A 13,967-nucleotide genomic window follows, 5' to 3' on the forward strand; every position below is an offset into this window, starting at 1 on the left:
TGATGGCCGGATGAACCGCCGGCGGTACCCCACCCTGCCGGTGCCTGCCCAAAGAGTATTAGGTGTCCCCCCCTCGAAGGGGATACGATGAGTGCACGACCCTCAAGCGACAGTCTGGCCGAAGTGCTCGACCGAATCCTCGATAAGGGGATCGTCATCGACATCTGGGCGCGTGTCTCGGTGGTCGGTATCGAGATCCTCACGGTCGAAGCGCGCGTGGTCGTCGCCTCGGTCGACACCTTCCTCCACTACGGGAAGGAGATATCCAAGTTGGAGATGGCGAGCCAGTCCGGCGACCTCCAGGACCTGAAGGACCTCGACCTCGGCACGTCGCCGATGGTCCAGCCCGAACCCGACGAGCCGGAAGTCCGGATCGAAGAGCAAGAACAAGAGCAGTAACGCCCGCCATCGGTCGGGCGTCGCGCCCGAACCCGTGCGGCATTTTATATATCACCCCCGAGATGATACTATCCACCAATGGCTGACCTCGACCCAAGCGAGTATACCATCGACGAACTGCGCGACGAGCTCGAATCGATCGACGACCCGGACACCCTCGAAGAGGTCCGCGAGTCCGAATCCGAGAACGAGAATCGGACCGGAGCCCTCGACGCGATCGACGAGCGCCTCGACGCCGTCGAAGACGACGAGAACGAGGCGGACGCCGGATCGGACGGGTCCGGCCAGGCCACTGCCGACGGTGGCGAGAGCGTCAGTCCCGGCATTCTCGAGGTACGAAACCACGTCCGTGACGCCGCCGCGGACCTGATCGGCCGCCCGCTCGATAGCGTCATCGAGATCGAACAGAACGACGACGGCGACTGGCACGCCCTCGTCGAGATCGTCGAGCGCAACTCGGTGCCCGACACCCAGGACATCATCGGGCGGTACGCGCTCCAGGTCGACGACGGCGGAACGATAACGGGCTACCGGCGGCTGGACCGATACCGTCGCGGCGACACGCGACGCGACGAGGAACCCTCGCAAGCGCTGTAGTCACTGGACTCTTTTACAGCCGCCCGACCCAACGGACCCAGCGATCGGTCAGTTGTCGGCGGCCGCATCGTCCTCGTCCGTCTCGTCGAGCGGGTCGTCCGTCCGGGTCGACGCCCCGACACGCGTCGATTCGACGTCGCTACCGACGCCGTGGCCGATCGAGATCGTCGGCGTGAGGGGCTCGCCGCGAACGAGTTCGGGGAGCACGATCCGGACGGCTTCGAGCATCACGATGAAGACGATGGGGAGGAGGAAGAAGCCGTACCAGCCGAGGAGGGCCGGGCCGAGGATGTACGAGAACATCAGGAGCACCATATCGAGCTGGCGACCCGTGATGTATGGCTGGATGAACGTCTGGGGCAGGATGTCGAGCACGAGGAAGTAGACCACCAACACCCCGACCACGAACGCGAGCGCGCCGCGACCGGCTTCGAGCGCCTGGAGCGCGAGGTAGCCGACGAGCGGGAGGTAGACCACCTTGCTGACGACGATCGGGAGAAGGCTCGTGAGCCCGGTGAGCACCGAGAGCGCGAGTATCAGCGGGACCTCGATGCCCGCCGGCGCGAGGAGGGTGGTGGCCTCGTAGGTGATGCCGGCGATGACCGTCATCGCGGCGACGAACAGGACGTTGCCGAAGAAGACCGATTCGAGGTCGGCGTCCACCGTCGAGGCGTAGGCGTAGGCGACGGTGTCCTCACCGCCCACCAGCGACTCGAACCCGCGCGCGAGCCGGTGGTCGTTTTCGAGCAGGTAGTACGAGAGCGCGACCGCGAGCGCCACGAGCAGGAGGCCGCCGAACACCGCGTTGAACACCAGCGTGCCCTGCTGGAGCAGCGTCGGGAGGAGGTCGAGGAGCTGGCGGGGCTGACTGACGAGCTGGCCCGGGTTTCTGAGCAACGAGCTGACCATCGCCTGCTGGTCGGCGGGCAGCGCGCTGACGTTGAAGTACGTGCCGATGCTTTCGGAACTGTCGGAGAAGAGGAGCCGACGGACTTGCTGGTAGATGCGGAACCCCGTGTAGACGACGAGCAGGAGGATCGGGACGACCACCACGACGACGGTGGTGACCGCCGCGAGCCCGGGGGAGTTGGTGTAGCGCGCGAGCCGTCGGCAGATCGGTCTGGTGGCGTAGTAGCCGAAGATCCCGAGGACGATCACGCCGATGAAGGAGTACACGAGATACGCCGCGACGAACCCGAGAGCGAGAACGAAGAACCACCACGCGACGCGCGCTCGGCTGGTGAACGGACCGAACTCGCCATCGGAAGCCATCGTTCCGTCGGACAGCCGCTCCCCGGAAAGCCCTTGCCCTTGCATGGGGGCGGGACTCGACGGGAAGGTTTTAGGCCGCTTCGCCGTGGTTTCGGGGTATGATACTCTCTGACGGCGACATCCGCCGGCGGCTCGACGGGGGTAGTCTCGCAATCGAGCCGCTCGCCGACCCCGCCCTCCAGATCCAACCCGCGAGCGTCGACCTCAGGCTCGGACGGGAGTTCCTCGAATTCCAGCGGACCAACATCCCCTGTATCCACCCCGACTCGACGAACGAGGTCGACGAGTACGTCACCGAGACCGTGGTCGAGGAGGACGAGGAGTTCATCCTCCATCCGGGCGACTTCGTTCTGGGGACGACCGTCGAACGCCTCGCGGTGCCCGACGACCTGATCGCACACGTCGAGGGACGGTCCTCTCTGGGCCGCCTCGCGGTCGTGATCCACGCCACGGCGGGCATCGTGGACCCGGGCTATCGGGGACAAGTCACGCTCGAACTCTCGAATCTGGGGACCGCGCCGGTGGCACTCTCGCCTGGGATGCGGATCTCACAGGTGGTCTTCACCGAGCTCAAATCGCCGGCCGAGGAGCCCTACGGCGCGGGTCGAGGCTCGAAATACCAGGACCAGGCCGGGCCACAGGCCTCCCGGATCGGCAACGACCACGAGTTCGGCGGCGACCAGCTCTCCGGGACCGGGACGAACGAGGAACCACGATGAGGTTCGTCGAGGAGATCGTGGTCGACGAGTTCCTCCCCACCTTCCGGTCGCTGCTCGCCGAACGCCTCCGCGAGCGCGGGCTGACCCAGAGCGAGGTGGCCGACATCCTCGACATCAGCCAGTCGGCCGTCTCGAAGTACGCCCACGGCGAGGTGGCACGGAACGACCGGATCGGCGGTGACGACCGGGTGGCCGGCCTCGCCGACGAGCTCGCCGACGGCCTCGCGAACGGCGAGACGACCCAGGTCGGCGCGCTGGTCGAGACCGAGATCCTGATCCGGGAGCTCGAACGCGGCGACCTCCTCGCGGACCTCCACGCCGAGGCGGTACCGGGGCTCGCCGGCAACGCGGGCTTCGACGTCCACGACGCCGACAGCGACCTCCGGGCGGCCGAGCGCACGCTGGCCTCGGTCCGTCGCGGCCTCACCACGCTCGAAACCACGGGCGGGTTCGCCGGCCTCATCCCGAACGTGGGCGCGAACCTCGTCGAGTGCGTCCCCGAGCCGAACGGGATCGAGGACGTCGCCGGCGTCCCCGGGCGGATCTTCGACGTGAAGGGTCGAACCACGGTGCCGGGCGAACCGGAGTTCGGGGTCTCGGGCCACGTCGCGGGCGTGTTGCTCGCCGCGCGCGCCGCGGGCAACGACGCGCGCGCCGCGCTCAACCTCCGATACGACCCGACGATCCTCGAACGGCTCGAAGCCGAGGGCCTCCACGCCGTGGAGTTCGACGGCGAGACCGACGTCGAGGCGGCCATCGCGGCGGTCGAGGCCGCAGACGCCGACGTGCTCTATCAGGCGGGCGGGTTCGGCATCGAGGCCATCGTCTACCTCCTCGCCCCGAGCGCCGAGGACGCCGCCGCCCGCGTTCGTGACCTCGTCTGAGTCCATGAGTCGACATACCGACGGGGACCGCACGAGGGATGGAGGCGTGAACGAGGCACAAGCCTTCTACGGCCGGTGGGCGGGGCTCTACGACGTCGTCGCCACCTTCCCGGGTGTCGGCTCGTGGCGCGAGCACGCCGCCGCGGACCTCGACCTCTCGCCCGGCGACACCGTCGTCGAGATGGGCTGTGGGACCGGCGCGAACCTCCCCTTCCTCCGCGAGCGGGTCGGCGCGAGCGGGACCGTCGTCGGCGTCGACTTCACGCGCGGGATGCTCGACCGAGCCGCAGCCCGGGTCGAGGCGAAGGGCTGGGAGAACGTCCACCTCGTCCACGGCGACGCGACCGCACCGCCCATCGAAGGACCGGTCGACGCCGTGCTCGGGAGCTTCGTGGTCGGGATGGTTTCGGAACCGGCGAGAGTAGTCGAGGGATGGTGTGCGCTGGTCCGGCCGGGCGGTCGGATCGCGCTGCTCGACGCGACCCGAAGCACGGATCCGCGGGCGCGCCCGCTCGACGCCCTGTTCCGACTGTTCGTCGCCGCGAGCGCCCCGCCCACGACTCGGCTTCGCTACCCGACGCCGCCGTGGAAACCGCTCGACGACCGCGTGACCGCCGCCCGCGAACCGCTCGAAGATCGTCCTGAATACGCTCACGAGGAGTTCGCGCTCGGCTTCGTTCGGCTGAGTTCCGCCGCCATCGAGTGAGGCGACGAGCACGCCTGAAAACTCATGTGGGTGGATTCCAAACGGTTCGGTATGGCGACGGACGATTCGCGCGAGAACGAGCTAACGATGGCCGACGCCGTCCGGGTGTACAAGTGGCTGACCGTGCTCGCACTCGTCGGCTTCCTCGCGGCGTTTTTCCTCCCACCGGTCGTTCCGAGCGGCCTCACGAACACCGTCGTCGGCGTGTGGTTGCTCGCCACCCTCCTCGCGTTCGCCCACGTCGGGATCCGGAACTCGACCCACGGCGTCTGACCCCGCTGCGCGAGCGTTCGATCGTCCTCCGTGGACTCGTCACGACGTTTCGACGACGACCGAACGGTTTTCGACCCCGACCCGAGTAGTCCGCCCATGAGCGAACCCAACGACGTCGACCTCACCGCCCACCACACCGGGATCACCGTTCGCGACCTCGACGAATCCATCGAGTTCTACCGCGACGTGCTCGGCCTCGAGGTCGCGGCGGAGTTCACCCTCTCTGACGAGGAGTTCGCGGCGGCGGTCGCCGTCGAGGGAGCGACTGGAAAGTTCGCCCACCTCGACGCCGGCGGGTCGCGCGTCGAACTCATCGAGTACGAGCCCGAGGGCGAGACGGTCGGCGAGACGATGGTGAACCAGCCCGGCGCGAAGCACCTCGGCCTCGCGACCGACGACGTCGACGGCTTCTACGAGGGGCTGCCCGAGTCGGTGGAAGCGCTGAGCGAACCCCGAACCACCGGCAGCGGGTCGCGCATCCTGTTCGTCCGCGACCCGGAGGGGAACCTCGTCGAACTCGTCGAGTCGTAGGGTCAGTCGTCGGCGGGCGCACGCGGCGTTAGCTCGACCGGGTCGGCGTCGATCCCGAGGTCGTCGATGGCGGCCTGGGCGGCGCGCTTGCCCGAGAGGAGCATCGCGCCGAAGGTCGGGCCCATCCGGGGCAGGCCGTAGGTCGTGGCGACCGCCATCCCGGACGCGACGACGCCGTCGTGGACTGTTCCGGTGTGTTCGACCACGCCGTCCTCGGATTTCCCGACCCACATCGAGTCGTGACCCGGCGAGTCGTGACCCGGCGCGCCGTAGGAGTTTTCACCTGTCTGGTCCATCCCGGTCGCGTTCTCGGCGGCGTCGCCGAGGCCCGGCGCGTCGAGCACGCCGCGTTCGTCGAGCTTCGAGACCACCATCGCGTCGTGGCCGGTGGCGTCGATCACGACCTCGCTCTCGACCGCGATCGGGTCGACACAGGTGATCTCCCGGGGGAGGGCGTGGACCGGCGTCCAGTTCATCACGATCCCGCCGACGCGGTGGTTCTCGCGCACCACGATGTCGGTGAACTCCGTCATGTTCTGCATCTTCGCGCCCGCGTCACAGGCCGCCTTGATCAGCCCCGAACACGCTTCCGGGCCGTTCGCGACGTACAGACCCTCCGAATCCTCGGATTCCTCGTAGCTCACGTCGAGGTCGTCGAGCACCGACTGGGCGGGGTCCCGCACCGTGACCTTGTTCATGAGGAAGCCGCCGAGCCAGAACCCACCCCCGAGGTAGTTGTTCTTCTCGACGACCATCGACTTCACGCCACGCTCGCCCAACTCCGTCGCCGCCATCAGCCCCGAGGGGCCGCCGCCGACGATGATCACGTCCGACTCGGTGTAGTCGAGGAACTCCTCGGTCCACTCCTGTCCGATCGCTCGGGTGACGTCCGCCTCGCCCACGTCGCTGAACTGAGTCATACAACCCAGTGATATTCGTCTGTGGTACAAAAGCGTTGTGTCGAAGCGGGTTCGGCCCGGCGGCCGGGGTCGATCCGAAGTGCGTATAACGGGCGTCCCCGCCTTCCAAACTGGATGGAGTACGGTCTCGTCGTCGTGTGGTGGGTCGCCTACGTCGTGCTCGGGCTGTTCGGCCTGCCGGTCGCCGCGCGGCTCTGTTCGTCGCTGCCGGGCCGGGGGGCTGGCTTCTCGCTCGGGCTCTCGTTCGCCGTCTTCGGGCTCGTCGGGTTCTGGGTCGGCCACCTCGCGCTCGGCTGGGTCGCGGTGATCGCGGGACTGGTCGGGCTCGCGGTCTGTGCGATGGCCTCGGTCCGGGGCGGCGTCGAGGTCGACCGGCGGGCGGCCGCCGAGGCCCTCGTGGTGTTCACCCTCGTCTACCTGGTCGTGATCGCGGTCCGCGGCGTCGACCCCGGGATCACCCCCGACGGCGAGAAGTTCCTGGATTTCGGGCTCGTGATGTCGCTCTATCGCGCGCCCACCCTCCCGCCCGAGGACATGTGGTTCTCGGGGAAGGCGGTCATCTACTACTACGGCGGCCACCTCCTCACCTCGATGCTGAGTCGGCTGCTCGACGTCCACCCGTGGTACGGGTTCAACCTCTCGATGGCGGGCCTCTACGGCGCGCTCGCGGCGGGTATCTACGAGCTGGCCGGCGCGATATCGGTGGGGCGACGGCTCGACCGCGCGACGGACGCCCTCGGGAGGGAGACGGTCTCGAAGCTCGGTACCACCCGGGCCCTCGCGGGCGTGACGGCGGTCTTCTTCGCCGTGGGCGCGGCGAACCTCGCGACGGCCGTTCGACTGGTCGTCCGTCGCCTACCGTCGGGGCTCCGGGGGCCCGCGGCGGGTGCGCTCGCGTCCTCGCACTCCCAGTTCGCGGTCGAGGCGGTGCTGGCTCCGATCGCCTCGAACTACTACTTCAAGAGCGCGGGTCGGATCATGGCCGACCTCTACAACCCGTTCCCGCTGTTCGCCATCGTCCGGGGCGACCTCCGGCCGTACGCCGTGAGCACGCCGTTTCTCGTGGTGGTGGTCGGGCTCTGCTATGCCTACTACCGGACCCCCGAGACCCACCGTCGTCGCCGACGGCTCCTGCTGTTCGGCGCGATACCCGTCGTCGTCGGGTTCATCGTCACCGTCAACACCTGGGGGCTCGCGGTCGCGGGCGGCGTGGTCTGGCTCACGCTCACGTTCGCGCCGGCGCGCCTCCGGAGCCTCCTGCCAGCGGGGTCGGCCGTCGACCTCTCGCCACACATCGAACGGGCGACGACCACTCGGGCGTCGGCGGCGCTCGCCCGCCTCGTCGGCGCGCTCGTTACGGCGGGTGTCGTGGGGGTTCTCGGGATCGTCGCGGCGCTGCCGTTCGTCTTCGGCCCGCTCAGCAGCGGTCCCTCGACCGCGGTCACGACGGTCGCGGCGGGTGCGCGCAGCCCGCTCGGCTCCCTCCTCCTGATCCACGGGGCGTTCCTCGCGGTGTTCGTCGCCTACTACGTCGCGCGGGTTCGCGAGCGCTGGCAGACCCCGGCCGCCGTCGCGGTGTTGCTCTGGTTCGTCGCGGTCGTCGTGCTGGTGCCCGCCGCGCTCGCCCCGCTCGCGCTGTTCGGCGTACTGCTCGCCACCGGCTGGTACTTCGTCGCGACCGACCGGACGGGCTTCGAGGGCGTGCTCGTGGTGGCGGGGCTCGGGCTCGTCCTCCTGGCCGAGGTCGTCTACATCAAGGAGGGCGGCGGCACCCGGTTCAACACCGTCGTGAAGACCTACATGCCGGCGTGGGTGCTCTGGGCGAGCGCGGTCGGCGTGATCCTCCCCCGGCTCGTCCGCGGTCGCCGGCGCTGGTCGTGGTCGCGCCGTCAGGTGCTCGCGGGCGCGCTCGCGGGCGTGCTCGTGCTCTCGACCGCGGCGTTCGGCGGGGTCGCGCTCACGAGCCACTTCGCGAACTCGCCGGTCGAGGAACCGACGCTCGACGGGATGGCGGCGGCCGAGAACAACGTTCCGGGGCAAGTCGCGGGGATCGAGTGGCTCGACGACCGCCCGGGTCGGCCGACCATCGTCTCGGCGGCCAGCCCGTACCTCTATCGCTGGAGCGCCGCCCCGGCGGCGAGCCTCACCGGTTTACCGACCGTGATCGGCCTACCACACGAGATCCAGTTCCGGAATCGGACGGCCTACTTCAACCGGGCCTACGCGGTCAACACGATCTACCTCGGGACCGACGAGCAGCGCGCGGCGCTCCTCGACCAGTACGGCGTCGAGTACATCTACGTCGGTCCGACCGAGCGCGAGCGCTACGGCGACTTCGCGTCGTTCGACGAACTCCGGGGTGTCCGGGTAGCTTACCAGGAGGACACCGTGACGATCTACGCCGTCGACCAGAGTCGGTTGGCGACGTAGCCCGGAACCCGATTTTACTCTAGCTGGCCGGATCGAATGGCCCGCTCGGCGTCGGCGAGCGCCGCCTCGCGGTCGAAGCCCTCGATTATCGCGTCCCACTCCTCGGGCCGGTCGCGGAGGTCGCGGGCGTGCTCGGTGATGGCCGGGAGCGCACGGACGAGGTTGTCGACCACGGGGACGGCGGCGGCCTGGGGCGAGCGCGACAGCGGGTTGAGGTCCACCACGATCTCGGTTTTCCCCATCTCCGCGAGCGCCGCGGCGCGGTCGCCGTCTTCGAGGGGGACCAACACCACGTCGGCGGCGTGGATCCCGTCGGCATCGACCTTGCCGCGCTCGTGGGACAGCCCGGGGATCCGTGCGTCGGCGGTGAGTCCCTTCACCTCGCTCGCCCCGTGGTCGCGGAGGTGGTCGGCGATCGCGTCCATCCGCGCCTCGGTTCGGTTGAAGAGGTTGACCTCGATCGCCGCACCCGTGGCGTCGGCGAGGTCGACCACCGCCTCTGGCGCGAGCGCCGCGACGTTGCCGTTGACGGAGACCACGGGCGACTCCGCGCGGAGGAGGTGGGCGGCGGCGGCACGTTCGGCGGCGGCGGCGCTCTCGATGGTCCGTTCGCCGATGAGGTAGTCGAAGGCCTCGCCGCGGCCCTCCGCGATCAGCCCCTGTCGACTCGTGATCCCGGCGTCGATGCCCGCCTCGATCCGGTGGCGGGTCCGGAGCGACGCGCTCCGGGGATGGTCGTCGGGGACCGCCGTGTGGCTCATACCACGAATTCGTGATGAATCGGGAAAAATCGACCGTTCCGTGCCCCGGGCGGTCAGACCAGCCGCGCGCCACACGGGTCGAGTTCGCAGACGACCGGGTCGTAGCCCGCCGCCGAGAGGCCCTCGCCGGGCGCGACCACGGTCTCGCCGAGCATCGCCATCGCGGCCTCGCCGCCCGCCTCGCCGACGGCCTCGATGGCCGCCTCGACGGGCGGCGTGAGCAGGTCGGCCTCGATCGCGAACGACCGCGAGAGCGAGAGCGCCCGCGGGAGCGTCGGTTCGTCGAGCAGCGCGTCGAGCGCGCGCTCGCCCGCCGTCGAGAGGGTCTCGACGTCGCCGCCGATGACCTCGTCGGTCGAGCGGCTCCCGAACGAGACGTACTCGATCCGGGTTTCGGGCACCGAGAGCCCGTCGAGACGGTTCACCGCGGGCGCGCCGGGCGCGAGTCGGAGTGGGACCCCGCCGCGGGCCTGAGCCACGACGTCGCCGAGGCCCGTGCCCGCCTCGACCTCGGCGGCGTGGGCCACCCCGACGAGTTCGTTCTCGGTGAGCGCGAGGTCGTAGGCCGCGTTCGCGACGAGCGCGGTCCCGAGCGCCGCGCCGCCGGAGACCCCGAAGCCCGCGCTGACGGGGACCGAGGGTTCGACGACCGCACGTGCCGTGACCCCGAGCGCGTCGAGCGTGCGGGTTACGGCCTCCATCTCGATGGGGTCGCCGTCGAGGACCACTTCGGGTTCGTCGGCGGGGTGGAGTTCGACCGTCACGCCGTCGGTGAGCGCGAGGCCGACGCCTCGGGATCCCGTCTTTCGGGGCTCCGAACGCCGATGGACGCTGAAAAACCCCGTGACGTGACCGGGGACGAACGCCCGCGGGCGGTCGGTCGTGGCGCTACCCCGGACACGGCTCCGCGTCATATCCCAGCCTCGGCGGCGGTCGGGATAAGCCGCCCGTTCGGACGTCGGGTCGGTTTGCCCGAACTCGGTTCCCCTCCGGCCGAAGCGCCTGCACCCGCCGGCGATAGCGCTTTGTATCGATCGGCACTGTCTCCGGCTACCGAATGCCGAAACCGAACCCGACGAGACCGTTCTTTCACGGTCGTGACGACGAACGATACTGCCGGGGGGCGCGTGTGTGCCGGTGAACGACGGGAGCCCCGAGGACGACCGGGACCGAGAGGGTTCGGCCGAGGCACCCGACGAGGGGGACCCGATCCGCGAGTCGACCGCCCACGCCGCCTCGGGTGCGCCGAACGCAGGCTGGGCGATCGGCGACCGGTTCTCCTCGGAGGAGATCTTCCAGCGCGTGCTCGCCACCGCCGACGAGGAGGTCTCGACCGGCGCGCGCGAACTCTTCTTCAGCGGGCTCGCGGCGGGCTTCGCGATCGTCCTCACCTTCGTCGCCCACGCCGCGCTGACCGCGTACTTCCCCGAGAACACCCTGCTCGCCTCGCTGCTCTACCCCATCGGGTTCATCTACATCATCCTCGGGCGCTATCAGCTCTACACCGAGAACACCCTGCCCCCTGTGGCGCTCTTTCTCGCCCGCCTCGCCAGCCTCCCCCTGATGCTCCGGGTCTGGGTCATCGTCCTCGTCGGCAACGTCCTCGGGGCAGCCCTCGGGGTGTTCGTGCTCGCCCACACCCACGTGCTCTCGCCGCCGGCGATGGCGGCCGCCGCGGAGTTCACCCAGTCGGGCCTCGAAACCGGCTGGTGGGACCTCTTCTTCAAGGCGGTGTTCGCGGGCTGGCTGGTCGCTGGCGTGGTGTGGCTCGGCCACGCCGTCCGGGACTCGATCGCCCGACTGCTCCTGATCTACGTCGTCTTCTACACCATCGTCGCCACCGAACTCTACCACGTCGTCGTCACCGCCGCCGACGCGCTGTTCGCGGTCTTCATCGGCGACGCCGGGCTGTTCGCAGTGTTCGCCGAGTTCTGGCTCCCGGTGTTGCTCGGCAACACCGTCGGCGGGGTCGTGCTCGTGGCGCTGGTGAACTACGGCCAGACCGAACGTCGGCGGTTTCCCGAGATCCGCCAGCTCTCGACCCGCGAGTGGCTGTTCAGCTGGCGGGGCGGTCGCGACCGCGACCCGATCGACATGGAGCAGGCAGGTCCCGAAAACGATTGATTCCCCGCAAGAACCCAGGCTTCAGAGCAGTTCGACGACGGTGATGATCCCATAGCCGAGCCCCAGCGCGAGCGCCAGCGAGCCGAGCCAGGCGAGGACCGTATAGCCCATTTTCGCGCCGCTGACGCCCGCCCCGCCCGCCGCGTAGCCGCTGCCCACGACGGCGCTCACGATGATCTCGTTGAACGAGACCGGGATCCCGAAGACCACGGCGGCCTGTGCGATCGCGAACGAGGGGATCAGCGCCGCGATGGACCGCCGGGGACCGAGCGAAGAGTAGTCCTGTGCGATCGCCTTGATCATCCGCGGCGCGCCCATCCACGACCCCGTGAGGAGGCCGAGGCCGCCGAAGACCAACAGCCCCACCAGGGGAAGCGTTATCGGTAACGACGCTTCCTCCATCGCCGCGATCAGCGGTCCGACCGCGAGGCCGACCTGACTCCCGCCGGCCGAGAACGCCACGAGACCGCCGAGCACGAGCAGGAATCGGCGCTCGGCGCTTTCGACACCGCTCGACATGTCGTAGGCCAGCAGCCCCGCGGCGGCGACCGCGGCGACGACCGAGACCAGCGCGATACCGACCAACGACGACATCGAGAGGTCGCGGGTGGCCGCGACCGCGATCGACGCGCCGCCGTCCGGCCCCAGCAGGGTGAAGGGGATGTTGGCGACGATGAGGCCGATGACCGCCCCGAGCACCGGGATGCTGTAGCGCTCGGGGATCCGCTCGTCGCGGAGCAGCCGCGCGGTGGCGTAGGCGACCCCGCCGCCGATGAACGGAGTGAGCACCCAGAGCGCGCCGATCTCGATGTACTTCGGCCAGACCGGGGTGCCGCCGAGGCCGAGACCGACGCCGATGACCGCCCCGGTCACCGTGAACGCGGTGGCGATCGGGTAGCCGGTGAAGATCCCGACCGCCACGAGGACCGCCGCGAGCAACAGGAGGACCGTGGCGGCCGTCGGCGACAGCGTGAGTCCGCCGACGAGTCCCGTGCCGACCGCGTCCGCGACGTTCGCCCCCTGAAGCACCGCTCCGAGCAACCCCAGAATGCCCACCAGAAAGCCCGCCCGCATCACCGAGATCGCGCGCGCGCCGACCGCCGGCGCGAACGGGGTCGACCCCGACGAACCCGCACCGATCGTCCAGGCCATGAAGAAGCTCGCGAGCACCGCGACGACGAGGATGGCTATCGTGCCGAGCGCAACCATCTACGTCGTGTCCTCCCCATCGACGGCGGCCCGCCGTTCCTCATCGCCGAGCGCTACATTACTCATCGAGGTACTGTTCAGCGCGTCCGAACAAACATCCGTCGCCGGCACCCGCATGGTCTTGCTGTCGGCATCAGCGGCGAAGTGATAGGGCTGTCGGACCACGGAGGTCGTGAAACCCGTTCGTCGAGGCCGACCCTTCGCCCCCCGACCGACCCACAGACTGATCGCCGAATACACCGTAGCACAGCGTACACGTGCCGTCGATAAGCGCTCGGATCCCCGACGAGGAGCGCGAAGCGCTGGAGGAGGTCGCCGACCTGCTGGATGAGGACCGAAGCACGACCATCCGAGAGGCGCTCCGGGAAGGGCTCCACGACCTTCGTGTCAGAACCGCCGTCGAACGGTAACCAGACCGGTGCGATCTCGGTGAATCAGGCCGCACGGATAGCTGGTGTTTCGCTCGGCGAGTGGCTACAGATCGCCCGCGACCGGAATCTGACGACCCAGCTCTCACCGGAAGACCTGGAACGGGATGCCGACGCCGCGCGAGAGCTGTGATCCTCGTCGATGCGACGGCGCTTCTCTCACTTGGAGCTAGCGGCGAGCTAGACTTGCTCTTGAACTTCGATCAGAATCCAGCGGTGCTCCCCGCCGTCGACGACGAAGTCGTGACCGAGCCAGCACGAACCAACCTCGATGATTCTACGACCACGATAGAGTCCGCACTCCCTCGGACGGACTCGTTTCGTCCGACGAACCGATCGGGGACGCGAGAGGCGAGGCGGAACGGATCCTCGACCAGTCCGAAATCGACGGCGACTTCGAGGTCGTCCTCGCAGTTCTCGTCGAAACCAAAGCCGGACGTTCCGTTGGGGTGGTCTCCGACGACCGACGAGTTCGGACCATCGCGGACGGGCTCGGCGCGATCGCCACGGGAACGGTCGGTGTCGTCGTTCGCGCGGTCGACGAAGGACTCCCGCCGGACGACGCAAAGGACCTGACCCGAGCGATCGATCGCCACGGGTTGCACATGACCGGCGAGCTGCGCGAGACCGCGGACGAACTCATCGAGGACGCTGCCGACCCCGACTGACCACGGACTCAGACGCTGGCGATCTCGCGGGACTCACTCCGTTCGT

At 69.1% G+C, this 13,967-nt stretch carries 16 protein-coding genes and 1 pseudogene; 11 read left to right on the forward strand and 6 right to left on the reverse strand.

What is annotated here, in order from left to right:
• The first annotated feature begins 87 nt into the window (after positions 1–87).
• The gene (gene gvpA, locus C447_RS14545) at positions 88–399 is read left to right on the forward strand and encodes a gas vesicle protein GvpA (RefSeq protein WP_010612514.1); all 312 of its coding nucleotides are present in this window, start codon (positions 88–90) and stop codon (positions 397–399) included.
• 78 nt (positions 400–477) lie between these two features.
• Entirely contained in the window at positions 478–996 is a 519-nt protein-coding gene (locus C447_RS14550) for a gas vesicle protein GvpO (protein ID WP_007695234.1), read from the forward strand.
• 48 nt (positions 997–1,044) lie between these two features.
• Here the strand turns inward: C447_RS14550 and C447_RS14555 are convergent, their stop codons facing one another.
• The gene (locus C447_RS14555; protein ID WP_007695236.1) at positions 1,045–2,268 is read right to left on the reverse strand and encodes an AI-2E family transporter; all 1,224 of its coding nucleotides are present in this window, start codon (positions 2,266–2,268) and stop codon (positions 1,045–1,047) included.
• A gap of 98 nt (positions 2,269–2,366) precedes the next feature.
• Here C447_RS14555 and dcd point away from each other — a divergent pair, with 98 nt between their 5' ends.
• The 5 genes from dcd (at position 2,367) to C447_RS14580 (ending at position 5,381) form a co-directional block, all read left to right on the forward strand.
• On the forward strand, positions 2,367–2,987 hold the full coding sequence (gene dcd / locus C447_RS14560) for a dCTP deaminase (protein ID WP_007695246.1): 621 nt from the start codon (positions 2,367–2,369) through the stop codon (positions 2,985–2,987).
• Positions 2,984–3,871 carry a thiamine-phosphate synthase family protein gene (locus tag C447_RS14565; protein ID WP_007695247.1) on the forward strand — a complete coding sequence of 296 codons (888 nt, stop codon included), beginning with the start codon at positions 2,984–2,986 and terminating at the stop codon, positions 3,869–3,871. The genes dcd and C447_RS14565 overlap by 4 nt, the downstream gene beginning before the upstream one ends.
• Positions 3,872–3,917: 46 nt before the next feature.
• Entirely contained in the window at positions 3,918–4,577 is a 660-nt protein-coding gene (locus tag C447_RS14570; protein WP_007695249.1) for a class I SAM-dependent methyltransferase, read from the forward strand.
• Between the two features lie 51 nt (positions 4,578–4,628).
• A complete protein-coding gene (locus C447_RS14575) occupies positions 4,629–4,850 on the forward strand; it encodes a hypothetical protein (RefSeq protein WP_029601919.1) in 222 nt (73 codons plus the stop codon).
• Positions 4,851–4,946: 96 nt separating this feature from the next.
• Positions 4,947–5,381, forward strand: coding sequence for a VOC family protein (locus tag C447_RS14580; protein WP_029601918.1), 435 nt, complete (start codon positions 4,947–4,949; stop codon positions 5,379–5,381).
• Between the two features lie 2 nt (positions 5,382–5,383).
• On the opposite strand, the gene C447_RS14585 is transcribed toward C447_RS14580, so the two are convergent.
• Complete coding sequence (locus tag C447_RS14585; protein WP_007695253.1) at positions 5,384–6,301, reverse strand: sulfide-dependent adenosine diphosphate thiazole synthase; 918 nt, start codon at positions 6,299–6,301, stop codon at positions 5,384–5,386.
• A 114-nt stretch (positions 6,302–6,415) separates the two neighbouring features.
• Between C447_RS14585 and C447_RS14590 the strand changes: the two genes are divergently transcribed.
• Positions 6,416–8,731: a DUF2298 domain-containing protein gene (locus tag C447_RS14590; protein ID WP_007695255.1), complete on the forward strand. Its 2,316-nt coding sequence runs from the start codon at positions 6,416–6,418 to the stop codon at positions 8,729–8,731.
• Positions 8,732–8,745: 14 nt separating this feature from the next.
• Here C447_RS14590 and C447_RS14595 read toward each other — a convergent pair whose 3' ends face one another.
• Both C447_RS14595 and C447_RS14600 read right to left on the reverse strand, forming a co-directional pair.
• The gene (locus tag C447_RS14595; RefSeq protein ID WP_007695256.1) at positions 8,746–9,492 is read right to left on the reverse strand and encodes a 4-phosphopantoate--beta-alanine ligase; all 747 of its coding nucleotides are present in this window, start codon (positions 9,490–9,492) and stop codon (positions 8,746–8,748) included.
• A gap of 53 nt (positions 9,493–9,545) precedes the next feature.
• Positions 9,546–10,406 (reverse strand): pantoate kinase, encoded by an 861-nt coding sequence (locus C447_RS14600; RefSeq protein ID WP_007695257.1) that lies wholly within the window; start codon positions 10,404–10,406, stop codon positions 9,546–9,548.
• A gap of 217 nt (positions 10,407–10,623) precedes the next feature.
• On the opposite strand from C447_RS14600, the gene C447_RS14605 reads away from it, so the two are divergent.
• Positions 10,624–11,616, forward strand: a complete 993-nt coding sequence (locus tag C447_RS14605; protein ID WP_007695258.1) for a formate/nitrite transporter family protein — start codon at positions 10,624–10,626, stop codon at positions 11,614–11,616.
• Between the two features lie 21 nt (positions 11,617–11,637).
• On the opposite strand, the gene C447_RS14610 is transcribed toward C447_RS14605, so the two are convergent.
• Positions 11,638–12,825 carry an inorganic phosphate transporter gene (locus tag C447_RS14610; RefSeq protein WP_007695259.1) on the reverse strand — a complete coding sequence of 396 codons (1,188 nt, stop codon included), beginning with the start codon at positions 12,823–12,825 and terminating at the stop codon, positions 11,638–11,640.
• Complete coding sequence (locus tag C447_RS17785; RefSeq protein ID WP_152416176.1) at positions 12,826–13,065, reverse strand: hypothetical protein; 240 nt, start codon at positions 13,063–13,065, stop codon at positions 12,826–12,828.
• Between the two features lie 17 nt (positions 13,066–13,082).
• Between C447_RS17785 and C447_RS19010 the strand changes: the two are divergent.
• Both C447_RS19010 and C447_RS18370 read left to right on the forward strand, forming a co-directional pair.
• Positions 13,083–13,386: pseudogene (locus C447_RS19010) on the forward strand (UPF0175 family protein).
• A gap of 316 nt (positions 13,387–13,702) precedes the next feature.
• A complete protein-coding gene (locus C447_RS18370) occupies positions 13,703–13,921 on the forward strand; it encodes a hypothetical protein (RefSeq protein ID WP_193361366.1) in 219 nt (72 codons plus the stop codon).
• Positions 13,922–13,967 lie beyond the last annotated feature (46 nt).

Source organism: Halococcus hamelinensis 100A6, assembly GCF_000336675.1.
Taxonomy (GTDB): domain Archaea; phylum Halobacteriota; class Halobacteria; order Halobacteriales; family Halococcaceae; genus Halococcus; species Halococcus hamelinensis.

Coding starts and splice junctions, on each gene's coding strand:
- C447_RS14610 (WP_007695259.1), bottom strand. CDS start 12,825: ATGGTTGCGCTCGGCACGATAGCCATCCTCGTCGTCGCGGTGCTCGCG.
- C447_RS14550 (WP_007695234.1), top strand. CDS start 478: ATGGCTGACCTCGACCCAAGCGAGTATACCATCGACGAACTGCGCGAC.
- C447_RS14600 (WP_007695257.1), bottom strand. CDS start 10,406: ATGACGCGGAGCCGTGTCCGGGGTAGCGCCACGACCGACCGCCCGCGG.
- C447_RS14595 (WP_007695256.1), bottom strand. CDS start 9,492: ATGAGCCACACGGCGGTCCCCGACGACCATCCCCGGAGCGCGTCGCTC.
- dcd (WP_007695246.1), top strand. CDS start 2,367: ATGATACTCTCTGACGGCGACATCCGCCGGCGGCTCGACGGGGGTAGT.
- C447_RS14555 (WP_007695236.1), bottom strand. CDS start 2,268: ATGGCTTCCGATGGCGAGTTCGGTCCGTTCACCAGCCGAGCGCGCGTC.
- C447_RS14575 (WP_029601919.1), top strand. CDS start 4,629: ATGGCGACGGACGATTCGCGCGAGAACGAGCTAACGATGGCCGACGCC.
- C447_RS14580 (WP_029601918.1), top strand. CDS start 4,947: ATGAGCGAACCCAACGACGTCGACCTCACCGCCCACCACACCGGGATC.
- C447_RS14585 (WP_007695253.1), bottom strand. CDS start 6,301: ATGACTCAGTTCAGCGACGTGGGCGAGGCGGACGTCACCCGAGCGATC.
- C447_RS14565 (WP_007695247.1), top strand. CDS start 2,984: ATGAGGTTCGTCGAGGAGATCGTGGTCGACGAGTTCCTCCCCACCTTC.
- gvpA (WP_010612514.1), top strand. CDS start 88: ATGAGTGCACGACCCTCAAGCGACAGTCTGGCCGAAGTGCTCGACCGA.
- C447_RS14590 (WP_007695255.1), top strand. CDS start 6,416: ATGGAGTACGGTCTCGTCGTCGTGTGGTGGGTCGCCTACGTCGTGCTC.